The 16,276-nt window shown below is 47.1% G+C and carries 14 protein-coding genes and 1 tRNA gene; 13 read left to right on the top strand and 2 right to left on the bottom strand.

Going from position 1 to position 16,276, the window contains the following annotated elements:
• Positions 1-19 precede the first annotated feature (19 nt).
• The 3 genes from TTER_RS09440 to TTER_RS09430 all read left to right on the top strand — a co-directional run bounded on the left by TTER_RS09440 (position 20) and on the right by TTER_RS09430 (position 1,764).
• Positions 20-93: transfer RNA gene (locus TTER_RS09440), tRNA-Arg, on the top strand.
• A 115-nt stretch (positions 94-208) separates the two neighbouring features.
• Positions 209-1,453 carry a serine hydrolase gene (locus tag TTER_RS14845; protein WP_012875792.1) on the top strand — a complete coding sequence of 415 codons (1,245 nt, stop codon included), beginning with the start codon at positions 209-211 and terminating at the stop codon, positions 1,451-1,453.
• The gene (locus tag TTER_RS09430; protein WP_012875791.1) at positions 1,450-1,764 is read left to right on the top strand and encodes a helix-turn-helix domain-containing protein; all 315 of its coding nucleotides are present in this window, start codon (positions 1,450-1,452) and stop codon (positions 1,762-1,764) included. Before TTER_RS14845 ends, TTER_RS09430 begins: the two co-directional genes overlap by 4 nt.
• A gap of 13 nt (positions 1,765-1,777) precedes the next feature.
• Here TTER_RS09430 and TTER_RS14840 read toward each other — a convergent pair whose 3' ends face one another.
• Positions 1,778-2,938: an ABC transporter permease gene (locus tag TTER_RS14840; protein WP_012875790.1), complete on the bottom strand. Its 1,161-nt coding sequence runs from the start codon at positions 2,936-2,938 to the stop codon at positions 1,778-1,780.
• Positions 2,939-3,096: 158 nt separating this feature from the next.
• Between TTER_RS14840 and dxs the strand changes: the two genes are divergently transcribed.
• Both dxs and rsmG read left to right on the top strand, forming a co-directional pair.
• Complete coding sequence (dxs, locus tag TTER_RS09420; RefSeq protein ID WP_012875789.1) at positions 3,097-5,019, top strand: 1-deoxy-D-xylulose-5-phosphate synthase; 1,923 nt, start codon at positions 3,097-3,099, stop codon at positions 5,017-5,019.
• Positions 5,003-5,758: a 16S rRNA (guanine(527)-N(7))-methyltransferase RsmG gene (gene rsmG, locus TTER_RS09415; protein ID WP_012875788.1), complete on the top strand. Its 756-nt coding sequence runs from the start codon at positions 5,003-5,005 to the stop codon at positions 5,756-5,758. The genes dxs and rsmG overlap by 17 nt, the downstream gene beginning before the upstream one ends.
• Here rsmG and ychF read toward each other — a convergent pair whose 3' ends face one another.
• Positions 5,759-6,811 (bottom strand): redox-regulated ATPase YchF, encoded by a 1,053-nt coding sequence (ychF, locus tag TTER_RS09410; RefSeq protein ID WP_012875787.1) that lies wholly within the window; start codon positions 6,809-6,811, stop codon positions 5,759-5,761.
• A 164-nt stretch (positions 6,812-6,975) separates the two neighbouring features.
• On the opposite strand from ychF, the gene TTER_RS09405 reads away from it, so the two are divergent.
• The 8 genes from TTER_RS09405 to TTER_RS14825 all read left to right on the top strand — a co-directional run bounded on the left by TTER_RS09405 (position 6,976) and on the right by TTER_RS14825 (position 16,249).
• Positions 6,976-8,154, top strand: coding sequence for an NAD-dependent epimerase/dehydratase family protein (locus TTER_RS09405; protein WP_012875786.1), 1,179 nt, complete (start codon positions 6,976-6,978; stop codon positions 8,152-8,154).
• Between the two features lie 133 nt (positions 8,155-8,287).
• Positions 8,288-9,205, top strand: coding sequence for an NAD-dependent epimerase/dehydratase family protein (locus tag TTER_RS14835; protein ID WP_012875785.1), 918 nt, complete (start codon positions 8,288-8,290; stop codon positions 9,203-9,205).
• Positions 9,206-9,207: 2 nt separating this feature from the next.
• On the top strand, positions 9,208-10,365 hold the full coding sequence (locus tag TTER_RS09395; RefSeq protein ID WP_012875784.1) for a glycosyltransferase family 4 protein: 1,158 nt from the start codon (positions 9,208-9,210) through the stop codon (positions 10,363-10,365).
• Entirely contained in the window at positions 10,359-11,660 is a 1,302-nt protein-coding gene (locus tag TTER_RS09390; protein ID WP_012875783.1) for a flippase, read from the top strand. Before TTER_RS09395 ends, TTER_RS09390 begins: the two co-directional genes overlap by 7 nt.
• A 112-nt stretch (positions 11,661-11,772) precedes the next feature.
• Entirely contained in the window at positions 11,773-12,738 is a 966-nt protein-coding gene (locus tag TTER_RS09385; protein WP_012875782.1) for an NAD-dependent epimerase/dehydratase family protein, read from the top strand.
• Positions 12,739-12,821: 83 nt separating this feature from the next.
• Positions 12,822-13,898: a glycosyltransferase gene (locus TTER_RS09380; protein WP_169302663.1), complete on the top strand. Its 1,077-nt coding sequence runs from the start codon at positions 12,822-12,824 to the stop codon at positions 13,896-13,898.
• 9 nt (positions 13,899-13,907) lie between these two features.
• On the top strand, positions 13,908-15,098 hold the full coding sequence (locus TTER_RS14830) for a glycosyltransferase family 4 protein (protein ID WP_012875780.1): 1,191 nt from the start codon (positions 13,908-13,910) through the stop codon (positions 15,096-15,098).
• Positions 15,095-16,249: a sugar transferase gene (locus tag TTER_RS14825; RefSeq protein WP_012875779.1), complete on the top strand. Its 1,155-nt coding sequence runs from the start codon at positions 15,095-15,097 to the stop codon at positions 16,247-16,249. The genes TTER_RS14830 and TTER_RS14825 overlap by 4 nt, the downstream gene beginning before the upstream one ends.
• The last annotated feature ends 27 nt before the right edge of the window (positions 16,250-16,276 follow it).

Below are 16,276 nucleotides of genomic sequence, written 5' to 3'. Positions count from 1 at the left end.
TAATATTAAGCTGTGTACTGTTCCCGTAGCTCAATCGGATAGAGCGTTGGCCTCCGGAGCCAAAGGTTGTGGGTTCGAATCCCGCCGGGAACGCCCCACCACTCCCCTCACCTCCTCTCCCCCTCCCCGATCAATAAGCATATAGTGTAGAACTGATCCTGTTTTGTGATACACTCTTCTGCACACCTTATTCTCTTGGGAGGTGATAGTGCTTTTTAGGAAGAAAGGGAGTAATCCCCTAATACTGTTCCTCAGCTTTATGCTCATACTTGTTGTAGCTTTTGCGCTGGGTCGATGTGGCAACGACTTAGCTCCCGAAGGCGTCACCCCTTCACCTACTGTAGGCGCCTCGCATGCTTCTCCAGGTTCTAGTAATTCAGCAGTCCATTCACCAACGCCAGCGGCTGGCGCGCAAGTTACTCCAACGAAACCAGCAAGCGTGCCTCCGAGCCCTGCTCCGACTCAGCCAACTAGAGAGCCCACGAGGAATCCAAACAGGAGCCCTAGACCTACAGCCACTCCAAAGGAGAAAAATAGAGCTAGGTACTATGTCGTGGTTGCAGGGGATACTCTCTGGGGTATAAGTAGAAAGTTTGGGATCACAGTAGATGACCTGGCTCGTGCTAATGGTCTTAGTGTCAACGCTACTTTGCAGGTTGGGCAAAGACTTATAATTCCTTCAATGGATGAGGATTCTGATTTTGAGCTTCCTCCCATAACCAATAGGCTTGATGCCCCTAAACAAGCCAATCTTAGATCCATAGCCCCAGATCTTGTGGAATATCTTACATCTCGACAGGGTGTATCAGCTGCGGCTGTATATCTGCCCGAGACCGACACTATCTATACATGGAATACCAATATAAAGTTTCAGATGGCTAGTACAGTAAAGGTTCCAATCATGGTTACACAACTGAGCCAACAGTACAGGCGCGATCCTTCGGCCTCATCTCCAGGCACTGATCTGCTGGTACCGATGATAACGGTTAGCGATAACGATGCCGCTACAGCCCTGCTTAATGCTGTTGGAGGTCCTGCTGCTGTTGAGCGTGAGCTAAATCGCAGGGGAATTACACATACAGACATCAATCCTAATGCTTGGGGGCTAAGTACGACCACTGCTCCTGATATGGTAATGCTTCTTAGAAGCCTTTACTATGGTCAGTACCTCAATGAGCCGTTACGAGGCGTGGCCATCCGTCTTATGGCATCAATAGTACAAGACCAACGCTGGGGGGTGCCTCAGGGACTCCCTGCAGGTACGCCGATAGCCTTCAAGGGTGGTTGGCTACCACTTGACGATGGCTGGCTAGTGCATCAGATAGGTATCACCGAAGTGAAAGGCAAAACTGTCATATTTGCTTTCTATAATAGTAAGCAGCCTACTTGGGATTACGGAAAGGATACGTTGCGCAACTCTGCCATGATTCTCAGTAGAGAAGATCTACCATGATAAAGAAGGACCACATGACGGTTGCTGAATTGAAGCACATGCTACATAAAGAGAGGATGGAGGCTATAGCAACGAGAGATCCATTGGCTATCAAATATGCCGATAGCCGCTGGGAAGTTATTACTCAGCTCATAGCTGGGAAAAAGGACGATGAAGAGTTGGATCTGAAGAGAGTCACAGTAGGAGTGAAAGCTGCTTCCGAAGTTTTAGGGTATACGCCACAACAAGTCAGGAAATTAATCCGCGAGAAGCGTCTGGATGCCCATAAGGAGGGTGAGCAATGGCGCATTCCGCTCAAATCAATCCTATAGATATTAGGAGAGTCTATTTGCGTTTGAAGTCCCTACCTAGTATGAAACTTGATGCTAGGGTAGTTATTAGAAATATTGCTCCTAGTGCATATAGATTCTCTTCCTTTATGTGGATGCCTAATAGTAGGACTTCTTTGAGCGAATCTATTGCATATGTTACCGGCAAAATGTACGAGATCCATCTTGCGTACTCATTCAAGCTTTCAATGGGAAGAAAGAAGCCGCTGAAGAAAATGCTGGCAAGCAGGGTTAGCATGGAGAACTGCACTGCTTGACTTTCACTCTTACTGATTGCGGATATAAAGAAGCCTATACCCAGAGAGGAAAAAGTCAACGCCGCTAACAGTATGGCCAGCTCGTACACAGATCCTAATAGTGGCAGACCTAAGAAGTACATCATGGATGCTATAAGCACTACTCCAACTATCAACGTAACTATCCCATAGCCTAGATATTTGCCTGTAATGACCTCTGTTCTACCTACTGGTGCTACACGAAAGAGCTCTATTGCACCGATTAATCTCTCACGCACCAGTGAGAACGAAGCCAAAGTGATCGCTAGATGCTGCAGTAGTAGTGCAATTGCACTCGGAAGATAATAGATAACTACTGAGGGTTGGTATGGCACTATATTTCTTGTCTTGGCGTCTAATGGAGCAACGATTACCTGGGGGGAAAGTGATGTGTTCTCGAGTAATCGAGTGGAGCTGATAGCCTGGGTCACTAGCTGTCTGTTCATGCTGTCTATGGCCGCACGCGTGAAGTAGGGAATCCAGCTGCTCGCTATCGGATCAAGCTCCCTATAGATGACTTGTACGGTTGCTCTATGCCCGCTCCTTATACTCTGCATGGTATCCTCAGGAAAGATTATCACGACCTCAGTTTGCCCAGCTTGTAGCTTAGCAAGTGCCTCCTCTGTGTTTCTGTATAAGCCGTCGATCACAAATGGAGGAGGTATATGGCGAGTGTATTCTTGCTGGTTGCCTGGTAAGCCGGAGTTTTCGGGGACAACCAGCAGGGCATGTATAGGAGGTTGTGTCGAGTTGTAGCCCAGCCCGAAGGCAAGGAGTATGAGGAAAGGTCCCATTATCAAGGTTAGTACTAGTCTTGGCTGGCGCTTGATGTCCGTTATCTCTTTGGCAGCGAAGGAGAAGATGCGCACCAGGGCTCTCATTTCCATCCCCCAAGTAAATTCTCAACAGCCTATAGCTAGAACCTTGCCAGGGCGTTTGGGGGCTGCAACTTATTCACTCATTTGACCGTTCTTAAGTTGACTGCTATTATCACAAGGAAAGATAGGTAGATAAAGTCTATATAACAATTGGAGAGAGTATGTCTAGGATCTTAGATACTATTGAGTCGCCTGATCAACTCAAGAATCTGACTCATGATCAGTTGAAGCAACTAGCCCAGGAGATGAGAGAAAGGCTAGTTGAGACTGTTTACGGAGTTACCGGTGGACATTTTTCCTCCAACCTGGGGACAGTGGAGATAGCTATAGCTTTACATACTGTGTTCGATTCGCCTCGCGACAAGATTATCTGGGATGTGGGACATCAGGCTTATCCTCATAAGATGCTTACCGGGCGAAACAAACTCATGCATACTATTAGACAATATGGGGGGTTGGCTCCCTTCCTGATGCGTGAGGAAAGTCCTCACGATCAATTTGGAGCTGGGCATGCTAGTACCAGCATATCTGCGGCACTCGGCATGGCAGTAGCTCGGGATATGCAGGGTGAGGACTACCATGTGGTGGCAGTCATAGGGGATGGTGCTCTAACTGGGGGTATGGCCCTGGAGGCTTTAAATAACCTGGGCCATCTGGGTACTAAGATGATCGTGCTGCTAAATGACAATGAGATGAGCATCTATCCCAACGTTGGAGTCGTACCTAGGCTGCTCACCCGCCTACGCACCAGCAGGACTTACCATCGGGCTAAAGGGGATGTGGTATCCATTCTACAAAGGATGCCAGCCGGGGACGCTCTTGTTGAGCTTGGTAAGCGCTTCAAAGATAGTGTCAAAGAACTCGTCATCCCCAATATGATGTGGGAGGAGTTGGGGCTAACTTATCTTGGACCCATAGATGGTCATAACTTGGCCGATCTGCAGGAGACGCTGACTCTTGCCAAGCAATTGGATCGCCCTGTGCTCATACATGCTATAACTATCAAGGGCAAGGGGTTTGAGCCTGCGGAAGCTGAATCTAAGACACATAAATGGCACTCAGTAACTCCTAAGTCTCCAGGTAAATCGGATAACAAGCCATCTGCTCCCAGGTACCAGGATGTATTTGCTCAGACACTTATAAGGCTTGCGGAAGAGGATGAACGCATAGTGGGTATTACTGCCGCGATGCCTGATGGCACCAGCCTTGATCAGTTTGGCAAGCGTTTTCCTGACCGAATGTTTGATGTGGGCATAGCAGAGCAGCATGCGGTCACTTTTGCTGCTGGATTGGCAGCTGCAGGTATGCGTCCTGTTGCGGCTATATATAGCACATTTCTTCAGAGAGCTTATGACCAAGTGGTGCATGACGTTGCCATGCAGAATCTGCCTGTAGTGTTTGCCATGGACAGAGCGGGTATAGCTGGCAACGACGGTCGTACTCACCATGGTGCTCTGGATATAAGCTATCTCAGATGCGTGCCCAACATGACGCTGATGGCTCCGAAGGATGAGAATGAGCTCCAACACATGCTCAAGACTGCCCTAAGCCTGGAAGGTCCAGCAGCTATCAGATATCCAAGGGGCAATGGCTATGGTGTGCCTCTATCAGAGACCTTCCACGTTATCCCAGTCGGCACTTGGGAGTTACTGCAGGAAGGCGAGGACCTCCTTATACTTGCTACTGGTTATAGTGTCTATCAGGCTCTTGAGGCTGCTAAGATATTGTCCAAGCAAGATGGTATATTTGCGACTGTGGTTAACTGTCGGTTCATCAAGCCTCTGGATGAAGAGCTGCTTCAGAAGCTTGTTGCTAAGCACGATTACTTGATCACAGTCGAGGAGAACGTCCGGATGGGAGGATTTGGCAGTGCCGTGTTGGAGTCCCTGGCTGATCACAGCATGGTACCAAGTCGTTTCGTTCGTCTCGGTATGCCTGATCGCTATGTTGAGCACGGCAGCCAAGAGATACTCAGGAAGATACTAGGTTTGGATGCTGAAGGTATAGCCCAGACAGCTCGTGAGCTCTTATACAAGACTACTGATTTGCGTGATAAGACCTTGAAAGATGTCCATCAGCGCTAGTGATAGCAGGCGGGCGGAGATCTATTTTCTGTCAGAGTCCGCATATAATCTTGGTATAGAGGTAGAAGAAGATCAGCTAGAGCTTTTCCTGGCTCTAGCTGATCTCGTTAATGAGTGGAGTTACAAATACAACATAACTGCCATTAGATCAAGACGGGAAATCCTTACCAAGCATATTATCGATTCTCTCTCTGTTGCTATAGGGCACTGGCAGATCAATGATGGAAAAGTGCCTGCTAATCTGCTAGACGTGGGAAGTGGAGCTGGATTTCCTTCACTTCCAATTGCGATCGCCTTCCCGGATATAAATGTAACGGCCCTGGAGGCGATCAGAAAGAAAGCCTCCTTTATAGCTGCTGCTTCTGAGTCTCTGGGGTTGAACGTTACAGTATTGAATCAGCGCGCCGAAGTAGCTGCTCATCTTCCTGACCTGAGAGAGGCTTTTGAGCTGGTAGTTGCGCGAGCGGTGGCCTATATGCCTACTTTACTAGAGTATTGCTTGCCGTTCGTGAGGTTGGGGGGTAGGTTTGTCGCAATGAAGAGTGAGAATCTGGATGAGGAGCTGAACGATTCCTCACAAGCGCTGGAGATTCTCGGTGGTGAATGGGGACAGACGTTGCACTACCGACTGCCGGATGTAGATGGTATCAGGAGTCTAGTAGTCGTAAATAAAGTGAGATCTACCCCACAAAGGTATCCTCGTAGGCCAGGGATTCCCGCAAAGAGACCTTTGAAGTAGTTAAACATTTGCCAAGAAGTGGCAAATGTCTCCATCCTTGACTATATAGTTTTTGCCTTCGAGGCGCAGTAGACCTTGTCGGCGGGCTTCTGCCAGGCTTCCCACACGTATGAAATCGTCGTAATGAACCACCTCAGCGCGTATGAATCCCCGAGCAAAGTCGGAGTGGATAACGCCAGCTGCTTCAACCGCCGTCGCCCCCGACTTGATGGTCCATGACCTGACCTCGTCCTCTCCCACGGTAAAGAAAGAGATGAGATTTGCTGTGTCATAAGCTGTCTTGATCACCCTATTGATACCTGGCTCTCGTAGCCCTAGATCTTCCAGAAATGCCTTAGCGTCATCTGGCGGCAGCTCTGCTATCTCAGCCTCTATGATGCCAGATACCTGTACAGTGGGCAGGTTGAGATGCAGGTCTAGATCCTGTTTGCTTGCTTCGGTCTCTGCTACATTGAGGATTACGAAGGCTGGTTTAGCAGTCAGGAATCCATATCCTCTCAGCATTTTTTCTTCGTCGGCAGATATTTCTAACTCTCGTATTGGTTTATCATTTGTCAGCGCCTGCTCGAGTCTTTGGAGCAGTTCACGCTCTTTCTCCAGCTCTACTCTTCTTGCGGCGGGGGTCTTGGAGATTTCTGAATTCAACCTTTCAAGGCGCTTTTGTATAACAGAAAGATCTGCTAGGTTAAGTTCCAGCTCTATTTCTTCTAGTTCGGCTTGTGGATCGGAGCCGGGTAAGAACTTGCCAACTACTATCCCTAATACATCTACATTACGTGCAGCGGCTAGGAAAGTTGAGCTAAATCCTTTGCTCCTAGCAGTATCTACTCCCTGGAGTCCTGCTACGTCTGTGAATTCCACTGATGAATAGATGGTTCTCTTTGGTCTGAATATCTCTGATAGCTTATCTACTCTCTCGTCCGGTACGCTTACTACTGCCAGGTTTGCAGCTTCCCTTTTGCTCGAAGTACTTATACTGGATCTGACACCAGTTAATGCCTGGAAGATCGTAGTTTTGCCGCTTCCCGGCAACCCTATAAGACCTATCTGCAATTTTTACACCTCTGCATTAATTCGTATACTTGAGTTGTGTTATCGTATATTTGACAGCATTGGCGCACCCTTTTATACTGGGCACGGCCACAATCGTTACCTGTCGGATTATGGTAGATTAACCTGATTATTTTAGAGGTAATGTTAGGAGGGTATCAATCACCATGACTATACTTCTAACGGGCGCTGATGGATACATGGGGTGGCCCACCCTTTTGAAGCTAGCTAAGGAATTCCCGAATGAAAGAATCGTTGGTGTAGATAATTTCGGGCGGCGCAGATGGGTTGAGGAGATAGGGTCTGTATCTGCGGTGCCTATAGCCTCGATGGAGGATAGAGTCAAGGCTGCCCATGAGAAGGGTCTAACCAATATCAGCTTCATCTACGGCGACCTCGTTGATCGAGATTTTGTCCTGGAGCTGGTATCTGTTTTCAAGCCAAGGGCAATCGTACATCTGGCAGCTCAGCCCTCAGCCCCCTATTCTGAGATAAATGGAGAGAGGGCTAACTACACCCAGCATAATAATACCCAGTCCACCCGTAATCTACTGTGGGCCCTCAAGGAACTCAATGCTCTGGACACACTCTTTATAGAGACTACTACGACTGGGGTCTACGGTCAGCCAGGATTCCCTATACCTGAGGGTTACGTAGAGGTTGAGCGTAAAGGACAGAGGGATACTATTATCTTTCCAGGTATGGCAGGCTCATGGTACCACATGAGCAAGTGTCATGATGTAAATAACCTCTGGTTGGCGAATAGCAAGTGGAAGCTACCGATTATAGACCTTAGAACTGCTATCGTCTATGGGACAAGCACTCCGGAGACTCAGGAAGATCCCAGGTTTGCTACCAGATTTGACTTTGATTTCTACTTTGGTACGGTTGTGAACAGGTTTGTTGCCCAGGCTCTTGCAGGCTTTCCAATAACCGTCTATGGCAAGGGTGATCTCAAGCGCCCGATGATAGGACTTCAGGATGCTGTTAACTCCACAGTTGCGGCTGTCAAGAGAGGCACCGACGGTAAGTTTGAGATCTTCAACCAGACAAGTGGTCCTGTCAGCATTCAGGAGGTAGCTAACGCAATTCAGAAGATAGCTGGTGAGATGGGGGTTGAGGTAGAAGTTGAGCATCTTCCCAATCCTCGTGTTGAGAAAGAAGAGCACCAGATGGTTATGGAGAACGATCGCTTCATACAGGAACTGCTGCCCGACATACATGTAGACATAGAAGCAGGTATCAGAGACACCTTGGAGAGTCTCTTGCCATATAAGGATGTTCTTTCTGCTTACAAGGACAGATTTATACCTGAACAACTTTTGGCCAAGGTTGCTGCGAGATAAAGCCTAAGTGCTCTATAAGACTATTTACTAGAAAGGTCCCCTGAATATAGGGGACCTTTATTTTGGAATGCTTTTACACCCAAACTTGGTAAGATAAAAATTGCTTGATCAACATCACCTAGGAGAGTGAGCTTTGAAGATACTCGTTACAGGTGCGGCTGGGTTTATTGGGTCCACTCTTGTGGATCTGCTTAGGCACGATCACGATGTTAGAGCTATTGATAATTTTTCTGTAGGAACGGTGAGGCAGATAGGGGATGTTACAGTAGAGGAGATGGATTGCGCGATCCCCGAACATGCTGAGGAGATGGTAAGAGGATGTGATGTGGTAGTACACCTTGCAGGTATGACAGGAATTCCTCAGTGTGAGCAACATCCTCTGGATGCCTCTAGAGATATCCTTGTGGCGACAAAGTATGTTTCTGAGGCGGCTGTTCGTGCTGGAGTAAAGCAGTTTCTGTTCTCTTCTACATTCGCTGTCTATGGCCAGGCCTCTGGCTTGGTTACGGAGGATACTCCCAGAGCTCCCATCGGTATGTATGGGTTCTTGCGAACAGCTAGTGAACACTTGCTATTAGCAGCCCAAAAGCTTGACGGGTTGAACGTTTTGATATTCAGGCAGACAAATATCTACGGTAAGGGTATCACCAAGAAGAACACTTTGCTGAATGTGCTTGCCGATCGTGTGCTCAATCACCAGCCTATTACTATCTATGGGACTGGTATGCAGGCAAGAAACTTCCTGCATGTGATGGATACGGTGCAGGCATATAAGCTGGCAATAGAGAAACAAGCCACAGGTATCTATAACCTTGGTAGCACAGAGACCCTTACAGTCAAGACTGTGGCCGATATCGTCAACGATGCAGCCGAGCGAATACTAGGTTATAGAGTTCCCATAGAGCAGAAGCCGGATAGAGGCGCAGGCAACAGGGAGATATCAGCAGATAACTTCGTCGTCGATATAAGCCGTATATGTCACGATCTTGGCTTTTCACCACAGCGTACGGTAAAGGGAACCGTGGAAAGATTGCTATCAGGTGAGGAGTAGATGTGCCGCCCAATATAAAAGTCCTAATAGTAATGGGGCCAATAGCTCAGGGTGGAGCTGAATGGCAAATATATCATCTATTAAGGCTCCTAGATAAAGATCGTTTTCAGCCCTTCCTGGCGTCTGTTAGATTTGCTGATTCTTCACTCGTTATCGATGATGGCGATCGTCTCATTAGAGATGAATTTTACAGCCTGGGTGTGCCCATATACGAGATAAGTGAATATGGACGTAATGATCCAAGTAATGCCTTGGCTTTGGCTCGTATAATTCGAGACCTGTCTGTGGATGTGGTACATGCCAACCTGTATCCAGGAGAGACCTGGGGAAGACTCGCTGCCTTTCTTACAGGTGTGCCAGTGATCATTCATAAGAGAGGCATGCCTTTCCTGACTGGAAAGTCTACCCATGTTCTGGTGGATTGGCTTCTCAACCTGCGCACGACTAGAATAATAGTTCCCAGTAATGCTGTTAGAGATAGGCTTATTGGGCTTGAGCCGTTACTTAAGGACAAGGTAAACGTTATATATTCGGGAGTGGATTTAAACTCTTGGAAAAGAGCTTCATCTGATGAACTGATTTCTTTCAGAAGAGAGTTGGGCATCTCTGAAGGCGAGTTCGTAATAACAAACGTTGCTAGGCTTAGAAAGATAAAGGGACAAGAATATTTGATAAGAGCTGCTCCTAAAGTCATAGAGCAATATCCTAACACACGCTTTCTATTTGTTGGCAACGGAGAGCTGCAACAATATTTGTCTGATCTAGCTAATAGTTTAGGTATTGGCTCCCGTGTACTTTTCCTTGGAGCTCGTAAGGATATAGACAGAATACTTTCGCTAACGGACGTATTTGTCTTCCCTAGCCTACAGGAAAGCTTTGGGGTGGCGTTGGTGGAGGCTGCTCTTATGGGCGTACCGGCGGTAGCCACCAGGGTGGGCGGCATTACCGAGATAGTTATTGAAGGGGAGACGGGTCTTTTAGTGCCTCCTCGTGATCCTGAAGCTTTAGCAAGCTCAGTGATCAGGTTATTGTCAGAAGATAGTTTGCGCGAGCATATGGGATTGAAGGCCAAGGAATGGGCAGCCTCCAGATTTGATATAAAGCTTACTATTGGCAAGTTACAGGAAGAGTATCTCAAGGCGGCAGGTGTTAGATGCTAAAGGATACTGTCCTGGTATTTATTAGCCGTAACTTTCAGAAAGTGGTATCCCTGTTGCTTACGGTGATGCTGGCTCGTGTAGCAGGTAGGGAAGGACTTGGGTCCTATGGTTTATTGGTAACCATATCTACTTTCGTAACTACGGTCGCTACTTTGGGACTTGGCCCTGCCCATGTACACTTCAGGGGGCAGAAGCAGCTTTCCCTCGAGGAGATAATAGGCAACTCGTTTATAGGCGCAATTATATTTGGCCTATCTTCAATATTGGCGTTCTCCATACTAAGGCCTTACCTCAATATGGAGCTAGAGTCCAAGCTCTCTATTACCATCATTACCCTGACATTCCCTGTAGCGATATTGCAGAGTTATCTAGATTATGTTTGGGTTTCCGAAAGGAAGTTGGACTGGTTTAGCGCCATGTATGTGGCCAGATACCTCACTCTCCCGGTGTTCATACTCTTGGGGCTTGTCATTTGGAGCGGGGATGTGGGGATAGCTTTTGGTTTGGCTGCCAACTCTATTACGACACTTCTTCTATCTCTGGTAACTATTGCCCGAAATCTAGGATTTAGCTTCAGAGTAAGCCTGGATGCTTTTTTCAAGGCCGTCAGATATGGATTTCATATAGAGGCTGGTACAGTCGCTCAGGCCATTGGTTATAGATTCGATTACTTCCTTGTGAAGTACTTCTTAGGTTCATCTCATCTAGGACTGTATGTTCCTGCTACTAACTGGGCCGAAGTAGTGTGGCTTATACCTGGAGCGATCTCTACAGCTCTACTACCAAGAGTCTCGGTTGCGGACAGGAAAAGTGTCAAAGACATAACAGCAGCCACGATGAGGATTACTTTTACTATCTCTCTGATCATAGGGCTGGGGATAATGGTCTTCTCGCATTTCATAATAACTCTCCTGTATGGTCGTAGCTTTCTAGGTGCTGTGGATGCCCTTCGCATACTGCTCATAGGTACTGTAGTTTTTTCCCTACAGAGGGTGCTTTCGAATTACTTTATAGGTCAGGGGGAGGCTAAATGGTTTCAAATCGCTACCTTGGCGTCTATGTGTATAAATGTCGTAATGAACGTATTTCTTTTGGGGGTTGCGGGGTGGGGCATAGAAGGGGCAGCGTTATCCTCGGCCGTTAGTTATAGCCTCTCGACAATCTTCCTCACCGTGCTGTTCATTCGCTGGTCAGGATTGCCGATTAGAGATATTTTGATAATCAACTCCATGGATGTATCCAAGATATTGCAGCAAGGGAGCTTGATCTATAGGCGAATAGTCGAGGCAAGGTAATTGATAATTATTTTTTGCTTGACGATACCTTCTAGACAATAATAGTTGATCCGAAGTGTATAATTCCTTCTTGGTAGATGAAAACAAAATCGTGAAAAGAGGTGTAAGGCAGTTGAACATACTAGTAACAGGTGGCGCTGGGTATGTAGGTTCTCAACTCATCAGGGACTTGGGAGAGCATCCAGAGTTAGCAGGATCCAGGATAATCATTTTTGACAACATGCAAGACGAAAGATACCAATCCCTGATGAACTTACCACCAAGTGGTATCTATGACTTCGTATACGGTGATGTGCAGAACCTTGACGATCTGGTTGATGCTGTTCAAGGGTGCGATGTAGTTATACATCTTGCGGCTCTGACCAATGCAGTGGTTTCCTTTGAACGTATTCCGGAGACGGAGCGAACGAACTTTCAAGGAACCAAGAACGTTGTCGAGGCTGTTAAGAGATCTAGTACAGTCAGACGAGTAATATACGCTTCCACATGTAGTGTCTATGGTGAGACTACAGGGATAGTCAATGAGGAATCAGAATGTCATCCTGAAAGCCCCTATGGTGTGTACAAGCTTATGGGAGAGCAAGAGGTCCTTGCCCTTCCATCTCAAACTAACGGCAGAATAAGTGGCACAGCATTGAGGCTTGCTACTGTATTTGGTCTGAGCCCCGGACTACGCGTGCATACCGTGGTAAACAAGTTTGCTATATATGGCGCGTTGGGTATGCCGATTACTGTGCATGGTACGGGGGAGCAGAAGCGACCTTTTATACATGTAAAGGATGCTAGCTCGGCCTTTATCTTTGCCCTCTTGAATCCAGCGACTGAGAACGGTGTATTCAACGTGGTTGGTGAGAACGCTTCCGTAAATCAGGTGTTGTCTTACGTAAGGCCCCGTTTCCCAAGGCTCAAAGTGGAGCGTAAGGAAGGAAGGCACCTCAACCAGATCTCCTATGAAGTCGATGGATCAAAGTTCAGGGCTCTGGGATGGAAACCTACCATTTCGGTAGAAGATGGAGTTGAGGAGTTCGCCAAGCTCTGCTCGGGCATAAATTCAGGTATATACGCTATGGTGAAATGAGGCTATATCTTCATCCTCTGCGCTGGTTGTTTTGGTTGTCCTCACTCATGGTCGGATATACCTGGGTGGCGTATCCGTTTCTCTTGAAGCTGCTGTCTATTTTGAAATCCAAGAACGGCTCTCGGCAGGTAAAAAGCTGGCCTTCAATATCTATAGTAATGGCTGTTCATAACGAGGCTTCGGTCATAGAGGATTCTCTAACTGATTTGTTGGCTATGGATTATCCGCATGGGGAGCTCGAGGTCGTTGTTGTGTCTGATGGATCTACGGATGCGACCAATGAAATCGTACGCAGCATATCTTCAAAGGATTCGAGGGTACGCTTGATAGAGCTACAAAGATCTGGTCAGACTGCAGCCATCATACAAGGGGTTCTGGCTGCCAGGTATGAGGTCATTGTCAGGTCAGATGCTGATACACGTCACGATAAGGATTTCCTAATCCATATAGCTAAGCATTATCTTGATCCGCGTATCGGATGTGTGGGGGGAGAGCTCAAGATAAGGAACACTAGTGCTTCAGGTATATCGCAGAGCGAGGGGATCTATTGGAGATACGAAATGCTACTTAGAAGGCTCGAGAGCGATGCAGGCGTACTCTCAACAACCAGTGGTGCTGTTATGAGCTTCAGAAGAGAAATCTTCGAGCCCTTCTCTCCAGATTGTAGTGAAGATGTTGTTATACCCAAGCTTGCGATAAAGAAAGGCTATGTGATGGTACATGAGCCCAGGGCTGTGGCTTACGAGGTGATGCCATCCAGCGCAAGAGGAGAGGTAAATGCTCGACGGCGGATGGTGTCAAGAGCTCTTCGAGCTCTTTTTAGCGATGAGGGGAGTATTAACCCTTTGAGACATCCCCTACATTGGTGGGCAGTATTCTCGCATAAAGTGCTGAGATGGATGACTCCTGTATTTTTGATTCTATCTTTTGTCTCATCGATAGGCTTAAGATCCCATAAAAAGATTTATTCCCTGGCTTTATGGTTGCACCTTGTGTACTTTTCTATGTCTTTATGTGGTTTTCTTTTGGAAAAGGTGGGCAAAAGGGTTGGCTTGCTCTCTGCTGCATACAGTTTCTTTGTAGCTAATTTGGCTTTTCTGTTGGGCTGGAAGGACCTGCTTCTGGGGAGAAAGATTAGGACCTACAGTTCTGTGGAATGAATCGGAAGTATGAAGATAAACAGATTGTGCCTTGTAACAAGTGACTATCATTTTGTGGATGAAGATAAGGTCTGCACTACCAGCGCCTTTATGAAATTTGTCCCTGAGCTGCTTGCTTTTACTGAAAATATAGAGATTTGCTGCCCAGTACATGCCTCTGGCGTTGGCGGATTTAGTATAGAAAGCGAGCGTATTCGTTATATAAAGCTTCCACCCTCAAGGACTATCGAGCAGTTCATGAAGCAGCTGCCGAGAGATCTTCCGGTTATAGTGCGGAAGATTTACCAATGTGTTCGCAGGTCAGACTTAGTGTGGATAAATGGCCCGCATCCTCTGCTACCTATAACGGCTTTCGTCTGTCTATTGCTAGCAAAACCGTATGTCCTCTGGATACGAGGGGACATAATGGAAACTACCAGAGCTAAGTATGTTTCCAAAACAAAACGGGATAATATGGCTCGAAGGCTTGCAGTCTACTTGGATAGAAGCATGTTATTGGCTGCTAGGAGAGGGGCGGTATTAGTAACTGGCAAGGGGCTCAGTCGATATCTCGAAAGATCCAAAAATGCGATCATTGCTAATAGTAGCCTGGTGAAGGAATCTGATATCAGCAATAACCCTAAGGGTGTACTGCATAATCCTGTGCGTTTACTTTGGGCAGGTCAGCTCAGACCAGTCAAAGGCCTTGCTTATCTTCTTGAAGCGGTAAAGCTTCTAATCGATAGAGGCTTCAATGTGCATCTGACAATAGTTGGAGATGGGGAACAAGGAGACTACCTTAGGGATCTTGCTTCTAAGTTAGGCTTGAAACATGCTGTTGAGTTCCCTGGCTATGCCCCCCCTGGTCCGGCGCTAAAGACCTACTTCGACAGAGCAGATATATACGTTCTGCCGAGCCTTTCTGAGGGCATTCCAAAAGTGCTGCTTGAGGCTATGGCAGCTGGACTGCCCATAGTGGCGACGAAAGTGGGCGGTATACCCGATATCATAGAGGATGGCGTCAATGGTCTATTAGTAGAGCCTGGGGATGCTAGGGCTCTAGCTTTTTGTGTTCAACGCTTGATACAAGCAGACGATCTAAGGATGAGTTTATCTTCAAATGCGCTGCGTTTTGCCCGGGATCATACCGCTGAGGCTGAGGTTCGAAGAATACATAAGCTGTTAACAAAGGCATATCCATATATTTGGAGAACATCATGAAGCTAGGGGCTTTCTGGTGGTTCATAATAGATGTGCTGTGTGTGGCTGCTTCTTTTATACTCAGCTTTGCAGTGCGTGTGCCTTTTCCATATCTGGAGAGGGAGCTTCCGAGATTTATTGACCTGTTATTCCCTCTTATAATTCTCAGAATAGCTCTATTTGCCCTTTTTGGACTATATAGATATATTTGGCAGAATGCTGCTTTGAGAGAAACGGTAGCTGTAGTGTCCGCTACTGTAGTGGGGTCTATAGTTGCAACCCTCCTGTTAGTATTCGTGTCCCTTCAGGATCCTATTCAGGAGTTCCCGAGAAGTGTTCTAATATTTGAAGCAGCTATCACCACTTCTCTTGTGGCAGGATATCGCTACTCCTTACGTATCCTGGATCTGCGCGATCTCGAGCCCAGGGAGGCTCATATACATGACAGACAGCAATATATACTAGATGCCAAGATCCAAGAGTGGCTTTACAATGCGCCTATAGAAGTACAGATACTTTGGGCTGAGAGTCAGAAGTGGAGCCTCAAAAGAGTTCTCAAGAGAACTTTTGACATAATAGTATCTCTGACAGCCTTGCTGATATTTGCTCCCCTATTGCTGATAGTGGCAATACTAATCAAACTGGAATCTCCTGGGCCAGTCATGGCGGATATTCCCAAGAGGGCGGGGAGGCATGGTGTACCTTTCAAGATGTATAAGTTCAGGGGTATGGTGCCAAACGCACACTTACTTCTGGTAAACAACCCAGTACTGTGGGAGAAGTATAGAAGAAACAACTTCAAGCTTCTAGATGATGATCCAAGGTTGACAAGGGTAGGCAGGTTCATACGTAAGACTAGCATCGATGAGCTTCCTAACCTTATCAATGTCTTGCATGGCGAGATGAGTATAGTGGGGCCAAGACCTCGCTACCCCTTCGAGATCATAGCTCAGGCAGAGAGATTTCCCGAGACAATACCCGACATACTGAAGATGCTGACGGTTAAGCCTGGCCTAACAGGCCCTTGGCAGGTAGCAGGTAGATCTAATCTTGGCTATGAGGAACGCACCAAACTAGAAGCTGAGTATGCTGAGAACCATACGCTTCTAGGAGATATAATGCTGTGTCTAGCCACCATACCGGTGGTGTTGAGGCAGGAGGGCGCTCACTAGCCCTCCTGCCGACAAGTTATTCTCCGT

This window comes from Thermobaculum terrenum ATCC BAA-798 (genome assembly GCF_000025005.1).
GTDB lineage: Bacteria > Chloroflexota > Chloroflexia > Thermobaculales > Thermobaculaceae > Thermobaculum > Thermobaculum terrenum.
Note: the sequence above shows the minus strand (reverse complement) of the source record. Positions and strands in the feature narration are given on the sequence as shown.